A 22,662-nucleotide genomic window follows, 5' to 3' on the forward strand; every position below is an offset into this window, starting at 1 on the left:
TTGAAGATGTCAAGCTATGCGCAATTCTGCGAAGTGACTGGCAAGAGAAAGTAGCATAACGCTAGGGTTGATATGTAAAATCGTAGACCGAGAGGAAATTTCAGGTAAATTGCAACCGTTAATCGTTGTTATTGGAGGAGGCGCAGCGGGTTTTTTTGGTGCGATCGCCTGCGCGCAAGCTCATCCACATACCCAAGTCATCATTTTAGAAGCAAGTCATCAACCATTAGCCAAAGTGCGTGTCTCTGGTGGTGGAAGATGTAATGTCACTCATGCGTGTTTTGAACCAGCCGCCTTAGTACAAAATTATCCGCGAGGTGGTAAAGCTTTACGTGGAGCATTTACGCGTTTTCAAAGCCGCGATACTGTTAATTGGTTCGCCGCACAAGGAGTCAAACTGAAAACTGAAGCTGATGGCAGAATGTTTCCTGTCACCGATGACTCGGCGACGATCGTTGATTGTTTGATGCAAAAGGCGATCGCTTTAGGAATCAAAATTCGTACAGGCGCAGCGGTGGTTTCCGTTCAGGTACTTGATGGCGCAACTTCAAGATTTGCAATTCAACTGAAATCAAAAGAAGTGATTCTGTGCGATCGCGTATTACTTGCGACAGGTAGTAACAAAGTCGGTTATCAAATTGCCGCATCTTTAGGACACCACATTGAATCGCCTGTACCATCCTTGTTTACATTTAATATTCTCGATAAAAATTTACGCGAATTAGCTGGAGTGAGTGTCGATAGCGTCCGTTTAAGGTTAACTGTTGGTAGCCAAAAACTCGAACAAACAGGTCCATTGCTCATCACCCACTGGGGCTTAAGTGGTCCTGCGGTTCTCAAACTTTCTGCGTGGGGGGCGCGGATGCTGTATGACGAGAAATATCATGCATCTGTGACAATCAATTGGCTTCCACAGAGTAACCCTGAAGATCTCCGCCAAAAGTTACTTGCCGTTAAAACCGAATGGGCAAAACGGGCGATCGCCAGTCACTGTCCTGTTGAATTACCGCGTCGTCTCTGGCAGTATTTAGTATCGCGAGTTGATATAGGTAGCGAAGACCGTTGGTCGGGAATATCGCACAAAAGCTTAAATTTACTCGTCCAAGAACTGACACAAGGACAATACTTGATTCAAGGTAAAGGAGTTTTTAAAGAAGAATTTGTCACCTGTGGCGGTGTGAATCTTAAAGAAGTCAACTTCAAAACGATGGAAAGTCGGCTTTGTCAAGGACTTTACTTTGCTGGAGAAATCCTTGATATTGATGGCATTACTGGAGGATTTAACTTTCAAAGTGCTTGGACAACAGCTTGGTTAGCAGGTCAAGCAATGGGAGTAACTGAAGACAAGCAAAGGAGCAGAGGAGAATAACTCATTAACGAATTACGAATTGGTATTAAGTGGTTCAATTAATTTTTGAAACTATACAAGTCAAAGATGAAATTTAGCGAAGTTGTTGAAAAACTCGGTGAAGCTGCTGCCAATAATAGCCTTAGTCTTAATAAAGACTGCGACCCCGATCTTCCTGGGTTAGCACCGGTAGACGAAGCGACAGCAGGAACGTTGAGCTATATTGAAGGTGCCAAATTTGCCTCGCATGTTGCGACAACTGGTGCTAGTGCATTAATTTTGCCGCAAGATGAAGCTCTACAAACACAAGCACAATCGCGAGGAATTGCTTGGATTGCAACTTCTCAACCTCGATTGTTATTTGCCAGCGCGATCGCACTATACTATCAACCGTTTCATCCTGCACCCGAAATTCATCCAACTGCAGTAATTCACCCTTCTGTCAAACTTGGCAAAGACGTTTATATTGGCGCGCACGTTGTCATTCAAGCAGGTGTTAGGATTGGCGATCGAGTCTGCATTCATCCTAATGTTGTCATTTACCCAGAAGTTCAAATTGGCGATCGCGCGATTCTTCATGCTAATTGTACCATTCACGAACGCAGCCAAATTGGTGCTGACTGTGTCATTCATAGCGGTGCAGTCATTGGCGGAGAAGGTTTTGGCTTTGTGCCTTCACCAACAGGTTGGGTAAAGATGGAACAATCGGGCTACACCGTATTAGAAGATGGTGTAGAAGTCGGTTGCAATACCACGATCGATCGCCCCGCAGTGGGAGAAACGCGGATTGGTAAAAATACAAAAATTGATAATTTAGTCCAAATTGGTCATGGTTGCCAAGTCGGTGCAAACTGTGCCTTTGCTGCACACGTTGGTCTAGCTGGTGGTGTGAGAATTGGCAATCAAGTTATTCTTGCAGGTCAAGTTGGAATTGCCAATCAAGTAAAAATTGGCGATGGGGCGGTTGCTTCTGCTAAAGCAGGAATTCATAGCGATGTTCCACCAGGAATGATTGTTTCAGGAACTCCTGCTGTGGCACATAAAGATTTTCTCAAAGCGTCTGCTATTTACACGCGCTTACCAGAAATTTATCAAACGCTCAAGCAGCTGCAACGCAGTTGGAGTCGCAAAGAATAAATGTACCCTTAGTCCGACAAGTTAAGTAGGGTTATCCGCACTCATTCATTGTTTATTTAGTTAGTATAGAGGTAAAGGTGCAAAAAAAACAGTATCAAACGCACCAATTTCCTACTTTTGTATTAAAAGTTCATTGTTGAGTGACAAATTAATTCAGCGGTTTGTGCTGAGTGTGGAGGTGACTTAACTATGGCATTAGTACATTGGCAACCATTTCAAGAAATCAATGCTTTGCGGCGTCAAATGGATCGGATGTTTGACGAACTTGCAGGATTCAATCGAGAATTAAAAGGCAGTTGGATGCCTGCAATTGAGATGCAAGATCGCGAAGCACATATTATCTTACGTGCTGAACTGCCTGGGGTAGATCCTAAAGATCTTGACGTACAAGTAGCCCGCGATACGGTCACAATTACGGGTGAAACTCGTCGAGACCAGGAAGTAGAAGATCGTGGATTTTGGCAGTCTGAATTCCGTTATGGTAAGTTTCAAAGAACAATTTCATTACCAGTAGCTGTTGAAAATGAACGCGTAGAAGCCAGCTACAAAGATGGAATTCTAACTTTGACGCTACCTAAGGTTGCTGAAGCCATCAATCGTGTTGTACATGTTAACTTAACAGGAGATAAAGCAGCGATCGCTGGTTCTGATTCAATCCATACAACAGTAGATGTAACAAGTGAATCAGAAACTCAAAATAAAAGCTAACCTAATTCAGTAAGCGTACCAACAATCAAGCTAAGTTATTGTTAGTATTTTAATTTAAGGAAATTGCTGAGTAGTTACTAGATAACGTGTCATCTACTCAGTATTTTTTGTTTATTTTCGCTACTAAAATATGAATGTATTCGAAAACTAAAAACCTAATTTTTCTAATAAAGGACGAGTAGAAACAATATGTCGTTCTAAACCTAATTCTTTAGGCTGAATCCCCAATGCTAAAGCAATTAACTGCGGTAAGTGCAATACAGGTAAACCTAGTTTTTTGCCAACGACTCTTTCGACTTCGGGTTGACGCGAGTCAAGGTTGAGATGACATAAAGGACACGGCGTTACCATACAATCTGCACCAGCAGCCAAGGCTTCTTGAAGATGCATTCCTGCCATTTTAAAAGCTTGCGTCGTGGCATAGCTAGAAAGCGGCCAACCACAGCACTGAGTTCGTCCGCGATAGTAGATTGGTATTGCGCCGATCGCCCGAAAGATATTTTCCATTGCTTGGGGATTGTAAGGATCGTCGTAAGGCATTGATTTTTGGGCACGGAGTAAATAGCAACCATAAAACGCCGCGCACTTAATATTACTTAAGCGTCGCGACACGCGCTTTTCAATTTCATCTAAACCATAATCGGAAACAAGTGCATACAGCAGGTGTTTAACAGTAGTGCTACCCTGATAAGGTAAACAACCTTGTTGCGTCAATAAATCGTTAACTTGTTCTAGGTAAGCAGGTTGAGTTTGCCGAAACTCTTTTAAACGTTCGTCAACACGACCAATTACACCTTGACAGGTGCTGCAATGTGTTAGTAAGGGTAGATTTAATTCTTCAGCAAGCGCGATGTTACGAGCATTAACAGTATCTTCTAGTAGTGGTGAATCTTCTTTAAATGTGCCAGAACCACAACACGCAGCTTTCTTAAGTTCGATCAGTTCAATGCCTAGAGCTTGAGTTAAAGCTTGTGTAGATTGATAAAGTTCTCGGCAAGCACCTTGCGCCACACAGCCAGGGAAGTAGGCATACTTGAGATGGAAAGACATAAAAAATCAGGAAAACAGAACCTAAAAATTAGGACAAAAACCATCGCTTTTCTATCCTAACCCCTGAGCTTTCTGTCGTTAGTTCGCGATTCGTCTTGACGTGACAGTAGGAAAACAGACCCTATGATATGTTGAAGCGATCGCGCTTTTCGATAAGATAAATATGATTTTAAGCATATCGACCCGATCGGGGGATTGTTTTTGCAACTGCTTGAGGACTTTATACTTATGAGCGAAGCGGAAATTTTTGAAAAAGTCAAGAAAATTGTGACCGAGCAACTCAGTGTTGAAGCCGATAAGGTAACACCACCCGCAAACTTTGCGAACGATCTAGGGGCTGACTCGCTGGATACTGTTGAACTCGTGATGGCTTTGGAGGAAGAATTCGATATCGAAATCCCCGATGAGGCAGCGGAACAAATTACAACGGTGCAACAAGCGGTAGATTACATCAGCAATAAAGTGACGGCATCGGCTTAGGCGTGAACCACATATTTAATGGCGCGAAGTACGCAACCGCCCTTTTCGAGAGGAAATCGTAGTACGCGCCAATTCTCAAAACTAGCAATTCATTTGTTCTGCGTTATTCAGTCAGAAAGCTGGCTCAACTGAAGTATGACAGATAAGGAAAAAAAACGTGTTGTCGTCACAGGAATCGGCGCGATTACGCCAATTGGCAATACTCCAGCTGAGTACTGGGACGGGTTGCTCAATGGACGTAGTGGCATAGGTCCGATTACCTTGTTCGATGCCTCCCACCACAAATGCCGCATTGCCGGTGAAGTCAAAGGATTCAATCCCCACGATTACCTTGACAGCAAAGATGCCAAGCGTATGGACCGGTTTGCTCAATTGGCAGTGTCAGCCAGTTTACAAGCGCTTGCAGACGCACAGTTTGTCATTAATGAACTGAACGCAGAACAAGTGGGCGTTATTATTGGAACTGGCATCGGTGGCATTAAGGTCTTAGAAGACCAACAAACGGTATATCTCAATCGCGGTCCGGATCGCTGTAGCCCATTTATGGTGCCGATGATGATCGCGAACATGGCAGCAGGATTAACTGCAATTCATATCGGTGCTAAAGGTCCAAATACGTGTCCTGTCACCGCGTGTGCTGCGGGTTCTAACGCTGTGGGCGATGCATTTCGGATGATTCAGCGCGGTTATGCGCAAGCGATGATCTGTGGGGGTGCCGAAGCAGCAGTGACGCCGTTATCCGTTGCAGGCTTCGCTGCAGCCCGAACGCTATCAATGCGCAATGACGATCCTGCGCGCGCGAGTCGTCCTTTCGATCGCGATCGCGACGGATTTGTCATGGGAGAAGGTGCGGGAATTCTACTATTAGAAGAACTCGAACACGCCCGCAGCCGCGGCGCGCGGATTTATGCGGAAATTATCGGCTACGGCATGACGTGTGATGCGTATCATATGACATCACCTGTACCAGGTGGTGAAGGTGCGACACGAGCGATTCAACTTGCGTTGAAAGATGCATTGTTGAATCCAACGCAGGTCGACTACATCAACGCGCACGGTACGAGTACCGCGATGAATGACACTACAGAAACTGCCGCGATGAAAAAAGCATTGGGCGACCATGCATACAAAGTCGCAATTAGCTCAACAAAGTCGATGACTGGACATTTATTAGGCGGTTCGGGAGGTATCGAAGCGGTGGCAACTGTATTGGCGATCGTGCATGACCAAATTCCACCGACTATTAATTTAGAAAATCCCGATCCAGAATGTGACTTGGATTACGTACCTAACGTTGCTCGCGCTCAACGAGTCGATGTTGCTTTATCAAATTCGTTTGGTTTTGGCGGGCACAATGTAACTTTGGTATTTCAGAAGTTTACAGGCTAGGGTAAGGAAACTTGAGTTTTGTGCCTCGCGGTTTCGCACGCTTAGTAGGGAAAAGATAAAATCGCAGGTGTCTGGAAGTATCTCATAGCGCGATCGCCTTTGTACTTACCCTCTGAACTATGTTAAATGCGATGTTTTTGACGTCAGTAATCCTGCGATATATTTCCCTAATTGATACCAAGCAATGCGGCGACCGGCGCTCAACTCAGTTTTTAAGATGAATCCAAGATCCCTGAGTTAGGTGCGATTGAATTGAATCGCGAACTTGTAGTACGTCAAATCAGTGCTTTTGTAGCAAACAAAACCTCAAGGAGAGAAACTTATTACGCATTGTTTAAGCAAGGATGCTTGCCTGTCAATCCAGAAGAATGGGATGATCGTTAATAAGTGCTTAGGGCAATCTCTGAGGATTACAATTTCAGCCCACTCCATGAGCGTGCTAACCCGTCGTTAACAATAAGAGACTATGGCTGTTGCAACCCAATCCCTCGAAGAACTTTGTATTAATTCAATCCGTTTTCTCGCAATCGATGCTGTAGAAAAGGCAAAGTCTGGTCACCCAGGGCTGCCAATGGGCGCAGCTCCAATGGCTTTTGTCTTATGGGATCGATTTATGCGATTCAACCCCAAAAATCCTGCTTGGTTCAACCGCGATCGCTTTTTGTTATCCGCAGGACACGGCAGTATGCTATTGTATGCCTTGCTGTACCTGACAGGTTACGAGGACTTGACGCTCGAAGACCTCAAGCAGTTCCGCCAGTGGGAGTCAAAAACTCCTGGACACCCAGAAAACTTTATGAATCCTGGGGTAGAAATTACAACGGGTCCTTTGGGTCAAGGTATTGCCAATGGCGTTGGCATTGCTATGGCTGAGGCTCACCTAGCTGCTAAGTTTAATAAACCTGATTTTCCGATTGTTGACCACTACACCTACGTGATTTTAGGTGATGGATGCAATATGGAAGGCGTCTCAAGCGAAGCTTGTTCGTTAGCTGGACACTTGGGGCTTGGTAAGCTGATTGCTTTATACGACGATAACCACATTTCCATCGACGGCTCGACCGATCTTGCGTTTACCGAAGATGTTGGTAAGCGCTTTGAGGCTTACGGCTGGCACGTCCAAGTAGTCGAAGACGGCAATACCGATTTAGATGCCATCCATAAAGCAATAGAAGTTGCTAAATCTGTCACTGACAAACCTTCTTTAATTAAAGTAAGAACCACAATCGGCTACGGATCGCCGAACAAAGCTAATACTCGCCACGCGCACGGTGAAGCGTTAGGGGCGGATGAAGTCAAAGCAACGCGCGAACACCTCGGTTGGGAGTATGGACCGTTTGAAGTTCCCGAAGATGCACTGAAGCATTGGCGTCAAGCGATCGACCGCGGTGCAAAATTAGAGCAAGAGTGGAATGAATTATTTGCGCGCTACAAAGAGCAATATCCTGAAGAAGCACGTCTGTTAGAGCGGATGCACGCAGCGGAACTACCTGAAGGTTGGGATTCGGTGCTACCTACCTACACTCCCGAAGACAAAGGAGTTGCCACCCGCGTGCACTCAGGTAATTGCTTAAATGCGATCGCAGAAGTGCTTCCTGAACTTATCGGTGGTTCGGCTGACTTGGCTCCTTCGAACAACACGTTGCTCAAGACTTCTGGTGACTTCCAAAAAGGTCAGTACGAAAATCGCTACATCCGTTTTGGCGTACGCGAACATGGCATGGGCGCAATTTGTAATGGTCTGGCGCTCGATGGTTCGGGACTGATTCCTTATGGTGCGACGTTCCTCGTATTTACCGATTATATGCGTGCGGCAATTCGTCTTTCGGCGTTGTCGGAAGCTGGCGTAATTTATGTTATGACGCACGACTCGATTGCACTGGGTGAAGATGGTCCAACACACCAACCGATTGAACACCTCGCTTCGTTGCGGGCAATTCCTGATTTGTACGTAATCCGCCCTGCGGATGGTAATGAAACTTCTGGCGCTTACAAAGTCGCGATCGAAGCTGCGCGGGGTAAGCGTTATGGCAACAAAACACGGCCTTCTATTCTAGCGCTGACGCGCCAAGCTGTACCCAACCTAGAAGGTACTTCGATTGAAGGCGTGACTAAGGGTGCGTATATCTTATCGGATAGCGATGGCACCCCTGACTTGATTTTGATTGGTACAGGTAGCGAAACTCAACTGTGTGTCAAAGCGGCTGAACAGTTACGCTCTGAAGGCAAGAAAGTGAGAGTTGTTTCGATGCCTTGCTGGGAAGTCTTTGAAGAACAAGACGCAGAGTATCGCGAATCGGTACTGCCTAAGGCAGTGAAAAAGCGCGTATCCGTTGAAGCTGGCTCGACATTTGGCTGGTGTCGTTACGTAGGTGATGAAGGTATTGCGATCGGTATCGATCAGTATGGTTCTTCGGCTCCTGGTGCGGTTTGTATGGAGAAGTTTGGCTTTACTGTTGATAACGTCGTCGCAAAAGCAAAAGCCGTCTTAGGCTAATGAGCGGCAGATTTTGCTCAAAACGTTAAAATTACCAAGCTAATTGGGGATTCTCTAGAAGGATCCCTATTTTTTTACTTGTGTTTACGGCGTAAACAACTCCCTAAATCTGGGAATTTCATGCCGCTTGGTGTTGCCCGATTCTGAGGCAGAAGATACGAGAAAATATTGATTTACACAATAGCGGCAAAATCGGCTTTGTGCCAATCTCGCATACAAAATATTGCAGGCGATGGATTAAATTCTCTGCTTTTAGCTGCATTCATACTAAGCACTAATTATGCCTAAATAATTATTTAGTAAAGTCTCATTTGCATGCAGTTTTAATCAGAGAAGTGTATTTGATACTACTTACAAATATTTAATTGAGATGATATCTTCATTGCCAATTGTTCTGGCTTCTATAAAAAATTAATTCATCTAAAGTAAATATTTTAATTTCTTGAAAATACTCTTACTTATTATTCTAGAGCAAATTAAATACTACTCGATCAAATCCTTTTCACATAGAGATTAGAGGCTTTTAAGATAACAAGGAAAGTGACAAAAGTAATACTTTAGCTATTGAGATTAACTATAGATATACTGGTAGATTTTGAAAAGGAAATTGTCCATGATTCAGCTATTTATTCGTTTATCACCACCTCCATATAAACAGAAAATTAGAGAAATTTGGTTGCAATATTTATTGCATCGCACAATCAGAAAAATTGCATCGATGCCACTAGGACAAATTCCAACACGCAAAATGTTAGCAGACTTGCAACTTGGCTGGGGAAATTATAGTTTTGCGGCTAACTTAGATTATCTTGAGGCAGTCGCAAAAAGAGCAATTCAAGCGTCGGAGCCAATTTTAGAGTGTGGTAGTGGATTGACAACGATTATTTTAGGATTGCTTGCTGGTCGGCGTGGAGTTGCAGTCTTCTCATTTGAACATATGCCGCAGTGGCGATTGCATGTTCTCAGTGTATTGCAAAAACACGGTATACCCGCAGTTAATGTTTGTTTAGCGCCACTACAAGACTATGGCAATTTTGCTTGGTACAAACCGCCTTTAAGTATTTTACCTCAGCAATTTGAGTTAATTATTTGTGATGGACCTCCAGGTAAAACTCCTGGAGGTCGTTATGGACTTCTACCCGTCATGAGGCAGTATTTTTCCCCCACAAACACGATTTTGCTTGACGATGCCGATCGCCCTGGTGAGATGGAAACACTAGAAAAATGGAGACGCGAGGCAGGAGTAAAGGTAGAAATGCAACAAATGCCCCAGGGAACGTATGCGGTAATTACTCACCACTAGGTGGCGTGGATGATTGGTCTCTACTACGACGCAACGTATCGCGCAAGCTACTTTGCCCTTGGTTCGCAGGTGCTGCTTGTTGTGGCTGCGATTGTTGTTGCTGACGTCGCAGCGATTGTCGCAGATTAGACTGACTTGGCGGTGCAGCTTGTTGTGCAGGTCTAGCTGGCTGTCGAGGCGTTGGTGAAGCAGCTTCTACGCGTTGCCTTCTTTGTTGCGGTGCGGGATCGCTTGCACGACGCGGTGGTGCTGTTTCTACACGTCGCTGTGGTTGGGTTGCGGCTTGTTGAGGAGCGCGCTGCGGTGTTTTAGCTGGTGCGCTTGCCGATCCGGTATTCTGTCTTGGCGGTGTTTGCGGTGTATTTGCTTGTTGTGCTGGGCGTTTTCTTCGCGCGGCTTCGCGTTGTCTGCGCTCTTGTTCGAGTTGGCGCGATCGCTGCGACCCTTCTAAAGTAAAATCAACTTTTGCCGAAACTCCTTGTCTACCTTCGGGCGTTGAACTAAATTTCCAATTGCGAGCGGCGCGAACTGCGGCTTCATCAAGTTCTCTATTACCACTCGAACGCGCGACTTGCACGTTTGTGACATTACCTTTCGCATCTACATCGACTTTGACTTCAGTTCGTCCTTCAATACCTTGACGTCTTGCACGTTCGGGATACCGCGGTTTACTACAATCGCGACACGCTAAACGTCCTGAACCCGAATCGGTATTGCTACTAGGCGCACTTGGTGCGGGTGCTGCTGGTCTTGGACTTGGACCCGCTGCTACAGTTGCATTACTTGCTGGTGGTGCTTGAGTAGGAGTGCTCGGAACACTCGGTCGGGCAGTATTTGCCGGTGCGGGTTGCGGACTCGGTACTGTCGTTATTGCTTGTCGCGTATCGCGTATCGATCGCAATTCGGCAGTCAGCTGCTCGTTGGGTTGCGCAGGCTGAGGCACTGGTTGAACCGCAGGTGTGGTAGGTGCGGTCGGTGATGGTGGTGCTACTGGTTGCGGGGCTGCGGCTACTGGGGGTGATGGCGCCGGTTGCGGGGCTGGCTCTGGTCTAGCACTTTCTACCGGCTTTGGCTGCGTTGGCTGCTGTTGTACGGGTTGGGGTGGTGGCAAAGCAACGGTTGCTGCTTGTGGTGGTGCAGGCTGCGGTGGAGTTACAGGGGGAGGCGGCGTGACATTTCTGATAACTGGTTGTGGCTGCGGCTCTTGTTGGGGTTCTGGAGATGGCGTTGGCGGATCGACAAGCACTACCTCTATGGGTTCTTCTTCTAGCTCGGCTGTCCGATTCCAAATATTGTCAATCGTCAAGCTCAAAACTCCAACATGCAACGCTAGTGAGCCGACCAAGCTGTACATCAAAAAGGATCTCAGTGACTTTACTTCCTTCTCTCGCTGCGCGATCGCAATGTTGGAAAGGCTCATATTTTATTGCTACTCTTTCTCACTAAACTCTTAGCCTATTATTTTTCAATTACTTCTGTCAAGCGTATGTTGGTAATAATTTTGGTTTAACTGTGTCACGTAGATAATTATTTAATGAATGTATCTTCACAAGTTCAACAACACTTATAAATTCCATATGTTTGTTGAGTTAAATAATTGTAAAACGATAAAACAATCGATATCTTTGAATACGAACGAAAGGTCGTAGTCATACAGAAGGACGAAAAAGGGTGCGTTTTACCCTGCACTCTGTAGCGACTTTAAAGCAATATCAAGTCATCAAGCGTTTCCATAACTTTGTGACAATTATGTAATAAAGTTAAAATTATTTTTCACTTGATTTAATCTACTATTGAGAAGTTGTATCAGTTTTGATGAGAAGTGACAAGACTGAGGCTGACTTGATTCGTGAATCTAGAGACAATACATGGGAATAAGTAATTTATTTGTGGCAGGCGGCATTGTGATGTGGCCGCTGTTGGCGTTTTCAATCATAGCGATCGCGCTAATTATCGAGCGGATTGCGTTTTGGGCAAGAATAAATCGCCGTCAAGGTCGGGTGGTGCGAGATGTATTGAATCTCTACCGGAAAGATAACGTTGTGGGTGCGATCGACAAACTAAAGCAGAATGCAGATTTACCCATGGCGCGAATTTTTTTAGCGGCACTCGAACTTGAACAACCGAATCCTGAAGAATTTCGTTTGGCTTTAGAAAGCGAAGCACAAGCAGAGATACCGCAACTTAAGCGGTTTAACACAATATTTGACACAATTATTAGTCTCTCGCCGCTCTTGGGTCTATTGGGTACTGTGTTGGGTTTAATCAACTCGTTTGCTTCACTCAATTTAGGCGATCTTGGCGGGACACAAACAGTTGGCGTGACATCAGGGATCAGTGAGGCCCTAGTCTCAACAGCTTCGGGACTCGTTGTTGCAATCTTCACGCTGTTTTTTGCGAACACTTTTCGCGGACTTTATCAACGGCAAGCCGCATTAATTCAAGAATATGGCGGGCAAATGGAATTATTATATCGCCGTCGTTACGAGCAGCAGGAGAGAACGTATGCGCCTACCAGATGAGCCAGAAAATACTGCAGCGATCAATATCGTACCGATGATTGATGTGATTTTTGCGATTTTGACATTTTTTATCATGTCTACGCTGTTTCTTACGCGATCGCAAAGCTTGCCAGTCAATTTGCCTAAAGCTACCACGACGCAAGTTCAACGGTCATCGACGATTACTGTGACGTTAGATAATCGCGGTCAACTTGCACTGAATCGCCAACCTGTTGATTTAGCGACATTAGAAAGTCGAGTTTCTAGTTTAATTGCACCAAATCAAGAAGCCGTTGTCGTGCTCAATGCTGACGAACAAGTCAATCACGGTCAAGTGATTGCAGTGATGGATCAAATTCGTCGAGTTCCTGGAGCAAGACTTGCGATCGCCGCACAAAGACCTTAGCAATCATTTTTCTCATTTTTATTGACAATATATCTCATTACAGTTAAGGTATTGTCAAGTGATAACTAAATAGATAGTGGGTTGATATTTAGTTAGGTGCATTGATCTCGAGTTGTCCGTCAATGACTCAGTTACGATTGGTAATTGCGTTTTGGCGGCAACTTCTTTTTATTTTTATGCCACCACATAACAAAACCAGTGACCATTAAAATAGTCGGCGACAGTCCGACAAACAAATAAAATAGACGGGTGGGTAAGCCGCCGAAAGTACCATAATGAATCAGCGTAAAAGCATGTAAGATCGCGTCAGCGAAAGGTAGCGATCGCGAATCGCGGATTTGCAGTATTTCGCCAGTGTATTGGTCTATGTACACCTCACTGCGACCAGAGTTACCTTTTTCTTGGGGAAACTTTTTGCTAATTTTAAAAGTTCCTTCGGGTGTACTTGGTAGACTAATATTAGTTGTCACAGCCCCAGGTAACGCAGCATCTGCTTTCAAAAGAATCTCATTGAGAGTAACAAACGATTGATGCGTTGTAGTAGGTCGTGTAGAGGTAGGTTCAGCAAGCTGGGGAGTCTGAGCGATCGCATAAATGATTGGTTTAGTAAACTCAGCAAAATTCCAACAAAAGCCTGTAAAAGCAATCATTGCTAGGAATAAAGCGGTGATAATTCCTACTACTTTATGGATATCAAAGCTGACGCGCTGAAGACGAGCTGTCCATTTAATTTTGAAGCCATTAATTAGTTTTCTCCATCCAGGCCAAAGGACAATACCTGTGATACACGCAATAAATAATAAAAAGGCAGCAATTCCAACAATAATGAATCCTATTCTGCCTGCTAAGAGTTGATAATGTATGCGATACACGATACCGTACAAGGAGTTTTCCCATGGGCGCGTACCTAAAATGTCTGCTGTATAGGGGTTGACAAAGACTTCTGTCCATTGATCGTCGACTGATTTTAGCCATACGCTATATGGTACGTCTGTTGCTAGAGGTATACTCACTGAGTCAAGCGTCAGATTGCGATAAGCTGTTCTAACAGCATCCACTATTGCCTCAATTGATATTGACTGTTGCGGTACTACGCGTCCAAACCGACTGCAAACTAGAAAGTGGTCAATTTCTTGCCGAAAGACTAAGCAACTACCTGCAAAACCAACAATTGCAGTGATTAATCCTATGAGTAAACCTATATAGCGATGCAGTTGAAAGGCAAAGTTGTGGAGTTTTTTGGTCATCATTGTTCTGCAAAGAAGGTTTAATGTGATTTGACATTTTGCTTGATTGACAAAAATTCCTAAAATTTTAGTTCTAGCCTCTTGAGAAGCATTTTCACATGTGTAAAAATATCACTATTGAAAATTAATTTCAATTTATTTAGAACTTCTACCACGGATCTGTGTCATGGGATGGTAATGGGATGCAATCCGCAAACCCTAAGCATCAACCCAACTTGTAATTGATATCAATAATTTCAAGGTTTCGGTGTAAGACAATTTTCCGCAACTAGGCAAGGTGACAATTGAAAGGTGTATTACTTGTACTGAATTTAGTCGCAGTGATTTTCATGTCAGTATCAACTGCTGTTGCACAATCGATGCAACAAGACTTACCGCGAATCGATGAGCTTGAGACGCATGAAACTTCTGCCCAAGGGTTAATACTAGAAGAACTAGAAGAACCAGAATGCGATCCAGACGCAGACAGTGCAGATTGTCCTGAAGACTTTGCGACACAAGAAGACGCTGAAGACACTGCAGATATCCAAATTACTGTTACTGGAACTCGAACGCCACGCGCTGTGCAAGATTCACCCGCGTCTATTACTGTTATTGAATCATCAGATATTCAACGAAATCTTGTTCAAGATTGGGACGATCTCGTGCGTTATGAACCAGGAGTATCGGTACGCAATAACTTACGCTATGGTTTGCAAGATTTCAATATTCGGGGAATTGACGGCAATCGAATTTTAATTCAAGTTGACGGAATTCGCCAGCCAGGAAGATTTGAGTTTGGTGTCTTTGAACTCGGAAGAGATTACTTCGATTTATCAACATTACAAACAGTAGAAATTATTAAAGGTCCTGCCTCGGCGTTGTATGGTAGTGACGCGATAGGTGGTGTTGTAAGTTTTAGGACAGTAGAACCTGCAGATTTACTCGAATTTGATAGAAATTCATTTACGAGTGTTGCCAGCAATTTTAATGGCGAAAATCAGGGTTGGGGACACGCGATTACTTCAGCAGCGAGGTTTGGTAATTTAGAGACTCTGTTCAGCTTTACTCGCCGCGACAGTAGCGAGAGGTTAGTTAATGGTAATAACGATTTTGTCGATCCTCGATATACAGGTAGAAACAATTATCTTGGTAAACTCGTTTATCGTTTTAATGACAATCACGCGTTAAATTTTACAGGTGAAGTTTTAGATGAAACGACAACGACTACCACTAGAGAAGTCAATTTGCTACCTGGTATTCGCAGCTTTGTGGAAGACGTAGATGTCAACCGAACGCGGTTAAGTCTCGGCTACGAATTTAATAATCTTGACGCTTCCTTTTTGCAATTAGCACGGTTGCAAGTTTATTATCAAGACGCACAAACACGAGAAATTGGTGAAGAAGAACGTTTCTTACGAGATGGAACTTTGGTCTTTCGCGATACGAGAAATAGTTTTGTCGATCGCAGCTATGGTACGAGTTTGCAGCTGCAAAGCAACTTTGCCACAGGTAACAACATCAATCATCGATTAACTTATGGCTTAGAATTATCGACAACGCGTAACGAAAGACCGCGCGATCGCATTCAAACGAACTTAATCACTGGCGAAACGACCCGCGTCATTCCACCTGATGTTTTTCCGACAAAAGACTTTCCCGATTCGGATACTTTGCGCTTTGGCGTTTACTTACAAGATGAAATCGAAATCGGCGAAACAATAAGTCTCATTCCAGGTATTCGCTACGATTACTACAGCTTGGTTACCGATCCCGACCCAATTTTTATTCGAGGTGGTGCGGAAGCTGCTGACTTGACGACTTCTGCTGTATCTCCTAGCTTGGGAATTGTTTATCGCGTTACTCCAGAAATTGCTCTAGTAGGACGCTATGCCCGCGGTTTTCGCGCGCCACTATATAGTGAGATTAATAGTAACTTTAGTAATTTGCTGAATCCCTTTTTCCGCTATCGCACTTTATCAAATCCCAATTTAGAACCAGAAACGAGTAACAGTTTTGAAATTGGGGTACGCAGTAGCTTTCCACAAGCTAGTTTGAGTTTGACCGGGTTTTATAATACTTACAATAATTTCATTGAAACTTTTGCCCCTGCTGGCGTAGAAGAAATTCCTGGAGTAGGTTTGGTCAATTTATTTCAAACACAAAACGTTAGTGAGGCGCGGATTTATGGTGCAGAGGCACGCGGCGAATATCGCTTTAATCGCAGTCCTGATGGTTTCAGTGTCATTGCCGCTTTAACGTATGCGGTTGGTGACGATCTGACTGCTAACGTGCCTTTAAGTTCTGTCGATCCTTTTAAGGCTGTTGCTGGTTTACGGTATCGCGGTTTAGACGATCGCTGGGGCGCACAATTAATTACCACATTTGTAGGTAGACCCCGCGTCGAACGCGAAATTCAACAAATTCCAGGAAGTCCGCCACAAGTTCCATTTATTCCTGGTAGCTATACAGTGTTTGATTTGATTGGTTATTACAATTTTTCTCCAAACTTTACGCTGAATTTAGGCGTTTTTAATTTGTTCAATCAAAGATATTTTCAGTATGCTGATGTGAGAAATATTTTTGTCAGACCAGATATTGACCGCTTTGCCCAACCAGGAAGAAGTATTGGAGTCGGCGTCTCCTGGCGGTTTTGAGGAGAAGTATTCTGATTAAGGAAACAAAATGCACAACCGCGTACTATCAATTCTCTTAGGATTAGTTTTAATCTTGATGGCAGCTTGCAACTCTACGCCAACTACATCAAATCAAACTACTGCTTCTTTTGAGACAATAAATCAACAATCAGCATCGGCGACAAGAGTTGTAGCGCTTTCTTCGCTTAGCGCAGATATTATTGCTCAGCTTGATGCAACGAAGCTTGTTGGGATTCCAGGAAGTCGGTTACTGCAAAATGACGAGCGGTTCAAAAATATGACTCGTGTCAGTGAAGGGCGCGTTCCTCCTAATTTAGAAAAAATCGTTGCTTTAAAACCCGACTTAGTTGTGGGTGCTGCTGGTTTTGCCGAACAAACGACTCAAAAGTTAAAAGACTTGGGTATTCCTGTTTTTCTAACAAAGGTTGATAGCTGGAAAAGTTTAAATGAAACAACTAAAACGCTAGCACAGCTCATTAATGCCGATCCCCAACCGTTGTTAAACCGCTATCAAACCTTTTTAGCAGATAAACCAAATCAAAACTTATCTGCATTAGTGCTAGTAAGCAGACAGCCCATATTAACGCCTAACCAATCGAGTTGGGCGGGCGATTTGTTGAATCAGTTTCAAGTAAAAAATATTGCCGCCCAACTGCAAGGTAAAAGTCCGTTTGGAGGCTACATTACACTTTCGCCTGAGAAAATTTTGCAGACCGATCCGGATGTTTTGTTAGTTGTTGATACCGAACCAGGAGTTGTTGATTTTTTTAAATCTCAATCTTTTTGGAAAAAATTAAAGGCAACGCAGAATAACAGAGTTTATACTTTTGATTACTATGGACTCGTAAATCCTGGCAGCGTAGAAGCGATTGAAAAAACGTGTAATCAACTGCGCCAAGTTTTATCTGGCACAGTATAAGTGCCTACCCTTTGTGCTAAGAGTGCAAAAGGACAGTTAGTAAAGGTAAACAAGCGCAGAAAAACCAACTCCAAGACTGACGATGATTGACAATTTCCTCTTGTTGTGATAAAAGAGCATCAATTCTTTGTTCCAAGCGATCGCCAACTTGTTGCGAAGCTAAGGCAGCACAAAAAATATCCGATGCGATGACGCGATCGCTCACAACCATAAGCAAAGATTCAGCAAGCAGTAACGAATCGACTCGTTGGGCTGCCCACCAATCGGCACGAAGTTCTCTTAGTATCAATAGTTCTTGCCACAAGCTATCAGTATTCGGTAGCCAAGCAGTACAATCGCGAATCCAACTCAGCCAGAAAAACCAAAACGTATCTCTGTAGTATTCGTGGGCTTGCTCGTGCGTTAATACTGAGTGCAAATGTTCCGGAGAAATTTGCAGTAGTCCTCGACTAACAACTAACTCAGGTTGCCAAAAGCCAATTTGTGCTGCAAACAAAGCTTCTGTTTCGAGAACGCGCAGATCTTTGCCGTTAAAGTTGATTTGAGGACAATTGCGGGCGCGGCAAATTGCTTGCCAACCTTGCCAGCCTAGCTTCAAGCACAAAACCGCAGCAACTCCCAAACACGTGGCGGTGAGGATATAGCTAAACCAGCCTACTTTTAATCCTACCATTTGCCCCTGCGCGCCCATACACATTACCGCGATCGCTGTCATTAAGAGTAGTAGGGGAGGAAATAAAAATAAAATCAAGGTACGTTCAAAGCGTTGTTGCCAATTACCGCGAACTGGAATCGAAAAATGCTGTCTTAGCGACCAAGCTACTCCTAAGGATACTAATATGAGTATTAAATGCATTTATTTTTCCTCCCGCGTTTGCCGTGCAGCTTGAATGCGTTGGGCGATCGCTTGTAGTTTTTCCAAACTTGTTTGATCGAGACTATCAGCAAAAGCTGCGACTACGTCTGGGTTACCCACCGCTAGAAACTGACGTAACTGATCGTGGGCTTTGAGTACTTGTGCTTGCTGCTTTGTCACTAGAGGACGCCAATAGAAAGCTTTTGCTTTCTTATCACATGCCAACCAACCCTTTTCAGTTAAACGCCGCAGTACGGTAGTTACCGAAGTATAAGCTAGTTCGCGACTTGGGTCGCTGAGGATGCGATCGTGGACGTCTTTCACTGTGACTGAACCTAGTTCCCAAACAATATTGAGAATTTCTGCTTCTAACGGACCTAGTGATAGTTGTTTTGGACGATAGTCAGGTAATGGAGACATATTTGGTGTCGAGCTTCTCAGTTGTAAAGAACATATCTGCTATAAAACTCCACGATGGCACAGTCAAAGCATTCTTCAAGACTACCAAACTTTGTTGCAATCAACTTCACATTTAGCAAAGTTTGACAACTTGTCTTTTGACAGTACTAGGAATGTTGCCAATAATGTCGGATTGGGAAATATGTGTCGTGCATTCTGCAACAAATATATAGAGAAGGAAGGAGAACGTGAAAAAAGTTTTATCAATAATTTTACTCAGTTTAATTCTTGTCACTTTAGCATTTGTCCCTCCAGTATTAGCAGCTGACGCTGCCAGTGGAGCAAAAATCTTTAGTACTAACTGTGCTGCTTGTCACATGGGCGGGAGAAACGTTGTCGCAGCACAAAAAACATTGAAAAAGGAAGATCTAGAAAAGTACAACATGAATTCGCTGGAGGCAATTATCCACCAGGTACAAAATGGTAAAAATGCTATGCCAGCCTTTAAAGGACGTTTAAGCGAGCAGCAAATTGAAGATGTTGCCGCGTATGTGTTAGAACAAGCAGCTAAAGGTTGGACATAAGTCAAGGCGTGCAGGCATTGTGCCTGCCAAGTCTTTAGCTAAAACTATGAAATATTTTTATCAAATCTTTTTTAGCTCGATTCTCACTATAATAATATTTCTCAGTCAAGCACATACAAGCATCGCATCATCGTACCAAAAGCTCGTGCCTTCACCAGCACAAGAGTTTTTCCATCAAGGCATTGCCAAAATGGTGCAAGGTCACAGCGCTATAGCCGTGCAAGCTTTCACGCAGGCAATTGAACGACAACCTCATTTTGCTGCAGCATATAGTAATCGATGTTTAGCATACATTCAATTAGAACAGTATCAAGCGGCGATTGAAGACTGCGATCGCGCTATCCAACTCGATCCTTTCAATCCAAATGCTTACTTGCATCGCGGACTCGCACAGTATCGACTGGGAAATTACCCAGCAGCAATTACCAGCTACAATCGACTCATCGAGCAAAAACCATATGATTTTCGCGCTTACTACAATCGCGGAATAGCCCTTTGTGCCATTGGTAACTATTCGCAAGCGATCGCCAACTACAATCAAGCTTTGAGTCAAATTCCTACTTCAGCCCGCGTTTTCCTTGCAGATATCTACAACGATCGCGGACTTGCTTATTTCGGTTTACATAACTACGAAAGCGCGATCGCTGATTTCTCTTTAGCAATTCGTCTCAACGCCAACGACGCGCGTGCCTACTATAATCGAGGATGTGCGTGTCAACAACATGGTGAAAAACACAAAGCCATCGACGATTTTACCCAATCACTGCGCCTGAATCCGACCAACGTTGCCGCTTACGTTAACCGAGGCATTGCCCGCTACCAATTAGGTTATCAGCAAGCGGCGATCGCCGATCTCCAAAAAGCTTCCCAAGATTACCTACGTCAAGGCGAAACAGCCGCGTGTCAAAAAATCTTAAAGCTACTGCAAGAAATTCAACGCGATACCGACGAATGGCAAATTGCAAGTATCGGTAAGGCTAAAGCTATAGTATGACAGCTTGTCTTTTGACGGCGAGCGTCACATCAATTAGGTTAATTCAGGCGATCGCTTGTATCGCTGCGATGTCCTCTTGGTGTGAGTTTTTGAGATAACAACAGTGAAACTATCTTGCTCGGTATTTTGGGTTATATTACTAAATTTGACTTTTACAATTGCCTATTCTGCTGTTGCTGAAGAAGCGCCGCCAAAATCCAACGCTACTGAAACTAAAGAAAATTTACTGAATCGACTTCGACAGTATCGCTCTTTTCTTCCTCAACTTAGTGAAGTTAAACAACCACATACAAGCGCAGAATTATTAACGCAGCAGTTACCAACAAACGAAACGAATCCTACTATTGTAAATGATGAAATTTTGATTGAAGTAGAAGGCGCAAGAGATATCTTTCCCGCAACTTCGACTCCTGTTTACGAAATTACCGAAGAAGAAATTCAAAAGCAAAGACCAAATAGCTTAGCCGAAGTCTTGCGCAACTTACCAGGATTTGCAATTAATGATGTTGGCTTTGGCGCAGATATCCATACGGGAACGTTCTATCGAGGAAGTTCCATTAATCAGTCTGTCTTTCTTCTTAATGGTAGACCTATTAATACTAACATCAGCACCTATCACGGTGGCTTTGACTTAAATAGTATTCCCGTTGATGCCATCGAACGAGTCGAACTATCAAGTGGTACGAGTTCAACTTTATACGGTTCAGAAGCGTTTGGCGGGGTAGTTAATATAATCACAAAACAAGGATCGGAAATTCCTCGATTTAATGGTTTAGCAGAATTTGGTTCCTACGATCGCTCAAACTATCGTGCTAGCTATGGGGGAACTTTTGGTCCATTGAGGCTCAATTTTGGTTATGAAGAATTTTCTGCCGAAAATCGTTATCCGGTTCCTGAGGGTGCAGCTAACCGCGATGCTGAAGGGTTGCTGTTCAACGGAGATACGGCGATCAATAATTATTATGGTAGTGCCATTGTAGACTTAGATGCAAACAATACACTGAGTTTGGATGCCTACAAAATAAGTAGTCGTCGGGGTTTGCTTTACTTTGGTTTTCCTTTACAACGCGATCGCTTAGACCACGATGTCTTAAATATTGGGTTGTCTTTGCGCAGCTTACTCGGTGGTAGCGAAGATTCAATTTTAAGAACCACACTTTCTTATAATCAAGACTATTTTAGTACTTACGGTCCTACGCAAAATATTTTTTATCGTCAAGGTATCTTAGATTCGCAATCAATTACTGCCAGAGTAGAACACGAATGGCAATTTAATCCAACAAATAACTTGCGTTGGGGATTAGATTTACGCAATCGATACTTGAATGGCGATGTGTTTAGTACGGCTCCTAATAGAATAGACCTCAACGAAACTGAATACCGCGAAAGCTTTGAAGGGGCGATATTTGCACTGAATACCTGGCGGATCGACGATTCTTGGCAAACTGAACTCGGACTCAGGCAAAATTTTACAAGTGAATACGGTAGTTATTTAAATCCTAGTATCGGCTTACGCTGGGCTGCAAGTCCCAATGTTGCGCTGCGCGGTAGCTGGGTTTCAGTACAGCGCAATCCTGGTCTAGACCAGCTATATGTTTACGATACCGTTCATAATTGGCTACCAAATCCCGACTTAAACCCTGAAACTGGTTCGTCATGGACAGCAGGTGTTGACGTACGCTTTGCTGCAAATTTAACAGGGCAATTTACTTATTTTGGTAGTCGTTTAAGCGATCGCCTCGGAATTCAGTTTGGACGCTGGGCAAATATCGGCTTAGTCAATACCAATGGGTTAGAAGCAGCGCTACGATGGCAAATTGCTCCTGAATGGTCAACATTCCTTAACTATACTTATACCGATGCCAAAATTGCTAGCGGTATCGAACAAGGATTACAGCTAGGTTTTGTCCCCTACTCAGTTGCGCAAGTAGGAATCGGCTATCAATCAGAGGGATGGCAAGTTAATTTATTTGCGAGTTACTTCAGTGGAGCGCGGCGGGCATTTTTCAACAATCCAGGCGTCAGCAATACCGATTTCTCTCCGTCGTGGTTAAATTTCGACTTGGGTGTACGAGTTCCTTTATTGAGTAATCTTGCGCTAACATTGTTTGTGGAAAACTTAGCAGATGTGGCTTACGAGAAATCAAACCGCATCTATCAGCCTGGGAGGACGTATCGTATAGGTATTACCTCTAATTTTTAGTGAAT

General features: G+C 43.9%; 19 protein-coding genes. 14 read left to right on the forward strand and 5 right to left on the reverse strand.

Annotation, left to right across the window (positions count from 1 at the left end):
* The first annotated feature begins 109 nt into the window (after positions 1–109).
* From B1A85_RS10690 to B1A85_RS10700, 3 genes are all read left to right on the forward strand, one after another.
* Positions 110–1,369 carry an NAD(P)/FAD-dependent oxidoreductase gene (locus tag B1A85_RS10690; RefSeq protein ID WP_104546903.1) on the forward strand — a complete coding sequence of 420 codons (1,260 nt, stop codon included), beginning with the start codon at positions 110–112 and terminating at the stop codon, positions 1,367–1,369.
* Positions 1,370–1,435: 66 nt separating this feature from the next.
* The gene (lpxD, locus tag B1A85_RS10695) at positions 1,436–2,485 is read left to right on the forward strand and encodes a UDP-3-O-(3-hydroxymyristoyl)glucosamine N-acyltransferase (protein WP_104546904.1); all 1,050 of its coding nucleotides are present in this window, start codon (positions 1,436–1,438) and stop codon (positions 2,483–2,485) included.
* 189 nt (positions 2,486–2,674) lie between these two features.
* Positions 2,675–3,193, forward strand: a complete 519-nt coding sequence (locus tag B1A85_RS10700) for an Hsp20/alpha crystallin family protein (protein WP_104546905.1) — start codon at positions 2,675–2,677, stop codon at positions 3,191–3,193.
* Between the two features lie 147 nt (positions 3,194–3,340).
* Here B1A85_RS10700 and B1A85_RS10705 read toward each other — a convergent pair whose 3' ends face one another.
* Complete coding sequence (locus B1A85_RS10705) at positions 3,341–4,243, reverse strand: CoB--CoM heterodisulfide reductase iron-sulfur subunit B family protein (protein ID WP_104546906.1); 903 nt, start codon at positions 4,241–4,243, stop codon at positions 3,341–3,343.
* A gap of 228 nt (positions 4,244–4,471) precedes the next feature.
* Here B1A85_RS10705 and acpP point away from each other — a divergent pair, with 228 nt between their 5' ends.
* The 4 genes from acpP to B1A85_RS10725 all read left to right on the forward strand — a co-directional run bounded on the left by acpP (position 4,472) and on the right by B1A85_RS10725 (position 9,912).
* Complete coding sequence (acpP, locus tag B1A85_RS10710) at positions 4,472–4,723, forward strand: acyl carrier protein (protein WP_104546907.1); 252 nt, start codon at positions 4,472–4,474, stop codon at positions 4,721–4,723.
* A gap of 135 nt (positions 4,724–4,858) precedes the next feature.
* Positions 4,859–6,112: a beta-ketoacyl-ACP synthase II gene (fabF, locus tag B1A85_RS10715; protein WP_104546908.1), complete on the forward strand. Its 1,254-nt coding sequence runs from the start codon at positions 4,859–4,861 to the stop codon at positions 6,110–6,112.
* 466 nt (positions 6,113–6,578) lie between these two features.
* On the forward strand, positions 6,579–8,609 hold the full coding sequence (tkt, locus tag B1A85_RS10720) for a transketolase (RefSeq protein WP_104546909.1): 2,031 nt from the start codon (positions 6,579–6,581) through the stop codon (positions 8,607–8,609).
* A gap of 613 nt (positions 8,610–9,222) precedes the next feature.
* Positions 9,223–9,912, forward strand: coding sequence for a class I SAM-dependent methyltransferase (locus B1A85_RS10725; protein WP_104546910.1), 690 nt, complete (start codon positions 9,223–9,225; stop codon positions 9,910–9,912).
* Here the strand turns inward: B1A85_RS10725 and B1A85_RS10730 are convergent.
* Positions 9,899–11,332 carry an energy transducer TonB gene (locus tag B1A85_RS10730; RefSeq protein WP_146087166.1) on the reverse strand — a complete coding sequence of 478 codons (1,434 nt, stop codon included), beginning with the start codon at positions 11,330–11,332 and terminating at the stop codon, positions 9,899–9,901. The two genes, B1A85_RS10725 and B1A85_RS10730, sit on opposite strands and share 14 nt — an antisense overlap.
* Before the next feature lie 448 nt (positions 11,333–11,780).
* On the opposite strand from B1A85_RS10730, the gene B1A85_RS10735 reads away from it, so the two are divergent.
* Together B1A85_RS10735 and B1A85_RS10740 are read left to right on the forward strand one after the other, a co-directional pair.
* Positions 11,781–12,434, forward strand: coding sequence for a MotA/TolQ/ExbB proton channel family protein (locus B1A85_RS10735; protein ID WP_104546912.1), 654 nt, complete (start codon positions 11,781–11,783; stop codon positions 12,432–12,434).
* Positions 12,418–12,819, forward strand: a complete 402-nt coding sequence (locus B1A85_RS10740) for a biopolymer transporter ExbD (RefSeq protein WP_104546913.1) — start codon at positions 12,418–12,420, stop codon at positions 12,817–12,819. The genes B1A85_RS10735 and B1A85_RS10740 overlap by 17 nt, the downstream gene beginning before the upstream one ends.
* A gap of 131 nt (positions 12,820–12,950) precedes the next feature.
* On the opposite strand, the gene B1A85_RS10745 is transcribed toward B1A85_RS10740, so the two are convergent.
* A complete protein-coding gene (locus tag B1A85_RS10745) occupies positions 12,951–14,069 on the reverse strand; it encodes a PepSY domain-containing protein (protein WP_104546914.1) in 1,119 nt (372 codons plus the stop codon).
* Positions 14,070–14,395: 326 nt separating this feature from the next.
* Here B1A85_RS10745 and B1A85_RS10750 point away from each other — a divergent pair, with 326 nt between their 5' ends.
* Positions 14,396–16,702: a TonB-dependent hemoglobin/transferrin/lactoferrin family receptor gene (locus tag B1A85_RS10750; protein ID WP_104547321.1), complete on the forward strand. Its 2,307-nt coding sequence runs from the start codon at positions 14,396–14,398 to the stop codon at positions 16,700–16,702.
* A gap of 28 nt (positions 16,703–16,730) precedes the next feature.
* Positions 16,731–17,621 carry an ABC transporter substrate-binding protein gene (locus tag B1A85_RS10755; RefSeq protein WP_104546915.1) on the forward strand — a complete coding sequence of 297 codons (891 nt, stop codon included), beginning with the start codon at positions 16,731–16,733 and terminating at the stop codon, positions 17,619–17,621.
* A gap of 16 nt (positions 17,622–17,637) precedes the next feature.
* Here B1A85_RS10755 and B1A85_RS10760 read toward each other — a convergent pair whose 3' ends face one another.
* Positions 17,638–18,477 carry a M56 family metallopeptidase gene (locus B1A85_RS10760; RefSeq protein ID WP_104546916.1) on the reverse strand — a complete coding sequence of 280 codons (840 nt, stop codon included), beginning with the start codon at positions 18,475–18,477 and terminating at the stop codon, positions 17,638–17,640.
* Positions 18,478–18,897, reverse strand: a complete 420-nt coding sequence (locus B1A85_RS10765; RefSeq protein ID WP_104546917.1) for a BlaI/MecI/CopY family transcriptional regulator — start codon at positions 18,895–18,897, stop codon at positions 18,478–18,480.
* A 227-nt stretch (positions 18,898–19,124) separates the two neighbouring features.
* Here B1A85_RS10765 and petJ point away from each other — a divergent pair, with 227 nt between their 5' ends.
* The 3 genes from petJ (at position 19,125) to B1A85_RS10780 (ending at position 22,657) form a co-directional block, all read left to right on the forward strand.
* Positions 19,125–19,460: a cytochrome c6 PetJ gene (gene petJ, locus B1A85_RS10770; RefSeq protein ID WP_104546918.1), complete on the forward strand. Its 336-nt coding sequence runs from the start codon at positions 19,125–19,127 to the stop codon at positions 19,458–19,460.
* Positions 19,461–19,605: 145 nt separating this feature from the next.
* Positions 19,606–20,454: a tetratricopeptide repeat protein gene (locus B1A85_RS10775; RefSeq protein ID WP_210404381.1), complete on the forward strand. Its 849-nt coding sequence runs from the start codon at positions 19,606–19,608 to the stop codon at positions 20,452–20,454.
* Between the two features lie 103 nt (positions 20,455–20,557).
* Positions 20,558–22,657, forward strand: coding sequence for a TonB-dependent receptor (locus B1A85_RS10780; RefSeq protein WP_104546920.1), 2,100 nt, complete (start codon positions 20,558–20,560; stop codon positions 22,655–22,657).
* The last annotated feature ends 5 nt before the right edge of the window (positions 22,658–22,662 follow it).

Origin of the sequence: Chroococcidiopsis sp. TS-821 (genome assembly GCF_002939305.1) — a bacterium.
GTDB lineage: Bacteria > Cyanobacteriota > Cyanobacteriia > Cyanobacteriales > Chroococcidiopsidaceae > Chroogloeocystis.